The sequence below is a fragment of the Acidovorax sp. HMWF018 genome, from assembly GCF_003061035.1.
In the GTDB taxonomy this organism is placed as follows: Bacteria; Pseudomonadota; Gammaproteobacteria; order Burkholderiales; family Burkholderiaceae_C; genus Acidovorax; species Acidovorax delafieldii.
This window is the reverse complement of sequence record NZ_QAIM01000569.1, coordinates 27,048-28,854: the sequence shown is the minus strand read 5'-3', so window position 1 is coordinate 28,854 and position 1,807 is coordinate 27,048. Positions and strand designations below refer to the sequence as shown.

General features: G+C 73.3%; 2 protein-coding genes and 1 pseudogene. All 3 read left to right on the top strand.

Annotated features, from left to right (window positions below):
- The coding region (locus DBR23_RS24415; RefSeq protein WP_146191434.1) for a TolC family protein at positions 1-562 on the top strand (562 nt) is incomplete at its 5' end.
- 35 nt (positions 563-597) lie between these two features.
- Positions 598-1,170 carry a hypothetical protein gene (locus DBR23_RS24410; RefSeq protein ID WP_108499845.1) on the top strand — a complete coding sequence of 191 codons (573 nt, stop codon included), beginning with the start codon at positions 598-600 and terminating at the stop codon, positions 1,168-1,170.
- Positions 1,167-1,807, top strand: a pseudogene (locus DBR23_RS31675) (efflux RND transporter periplasmic adaptor subunit); the annotation flags it as partial. The gene DBR23_RS24410 and the pseudogene DBR23_RS31675, both read left to right, overlap by 4 nt.

The following is a 1,807-nucleotide window of genomic DNA, read 5'->3' as shown; positions in this document are numbered from 1 at the left end:
CCCCGTGCCAGACCCCACGGCCGCCGCTGCCCAGCACCCAGCGGCGGCCGACTGGCAGGACCAGGCCGAGGTGGCCCGCCGCGCTGCCGACCTGGCTGCCGTGCAAACCCGCGCCAACCCCGAGCTGACCGTGGCCGCCACGCGCGGCCGCGAGCAGGCGGGCGATCGCTACCAGCAGACATTCACCGTGGGCCTGCGCATACCCCTGGGCGGGGGCGACCGTGCGCAGGCAAAGCAGGCTACAGCACGCGCCGATGCCATCGATGCCGAGGCGCGTGCTGCCGTGGAGCAGAGGCGCCTGGCCGCCGACATTGCCACTGCCGTGGCCCGCGTGAAGGCCACGCAGGCCCAGCGCGATGCGCTGGCACGGCACGCGGCGCTGGCGCAGGGCACACGCGGCTTTATCGACAAGGCCTTCCGCCTGGGCGAAGCCGACGGCCCCACACGCCTGCGTGTGGAGCTGGAAGCCGCCCAGGCCGAACGCCAGTTGGCCCGCGCCCGCATCGACGCAGCGGCCGCCATCTCCCACCTGCGCCAGGCCCTGGGCCTGTTGCCGCAATGACGCCCTTGAGGCCCTCACCACTTTTGCTGAACACCATGAAACTCTCTTCCGCTTTTTCCACACTGGGCCTGGCCCTGCTGCTGGGCTTGCTACCGCCGACCGCGCTGGCCGGTGCTGGCCACGACCATGGCGAAGCCCCCGCCGCCGCTGCGGGCACAGCCCTGCCGCGCTTTGCCGCCACCTCGGACCTGTTTGAACTCGTGGGCGTGCTCGACGGGCAAAAAATCGCGCTCTATCTGGACCACACGGGCGACAACAGCCCCGTGAAAGACGCCCGGCTGGAGCTGGACATCGCGGGCACCAGCGTGCCCGTCACCCGCGTGGCCGAGGGCGAGTTCCAGGCCACCCTGGCCGCGCCGCTGGCCGAGGGGGTGAGCCCCGTCACCGCCACCGTGGCCGCAGGCACTGACACCGACCTGCTCGCAGGCGAGATCGACCTGCACCCCGCCGCCCACACCGATGCCGCGCCCGCAGGCCTGGCTCGCCGCACCGCGCTGATCGCGGGCACCGTGGCCGCCGTGCTGCTGGCGCTGGTCGCCGTGTGGGGTTTGCGCCGGGGCCGTGCTGCCCGCATGGGCGACAACCAGCGCGTGGGAGGTGCCGCATGAAGCGCTTGCACCCCATGCCTTCCTTGCTAGCCCTGCTCATGGCTACCGCGCTCAGCGCGCCCCTGCCAGCCCTGGCAGGCCCCGGCCACGACCATGGCGACGCGCCGCCCGCGCCCACCGGCAACGGCCCCAGCCGCCAGCCCGATGGCAGCGTGTTTCTGCCCAAACCCGCGCAGCGCCAACTGGGCGTGCGCACTCTGGTGGCAGCCACCGGGCAACACGCCAAGGCTTTTGAACTGGCAGGCTCCGTGGTGATGGACCCCAACGCGGGTGGCAAGGTGCAGGCCGTGCTGGCCGGGCGGCTGGAGGCTGGGCCCAAGGGCCTGCCTGGCGTGGGCCAGGCGGTGCGCAAGGGCGAGGTGCTGGCCTATGTGGTGCCCACGGCGGGCGCCATCGAGCGCTCCAACCAACTGGCCCAGCAGGCCGAGCTGCGCGCTGCACGCGACCTGGCCGCACGGCGCGTGGCGCGCCTGACGGAGCTGGCAGACACCGTGCCGCGCAAGGACATCGAGGCCGCCGAGAGCGAGCTGCACAGCCTCACCCAGCGCCTGGGCGCCGTGGGCGCGGGCCTGGCCACACGCGATGCGCTGGTGGCGCCGGTGTCGGGCGTGATCGCCTCGGCCAATGCCGTGGCGGG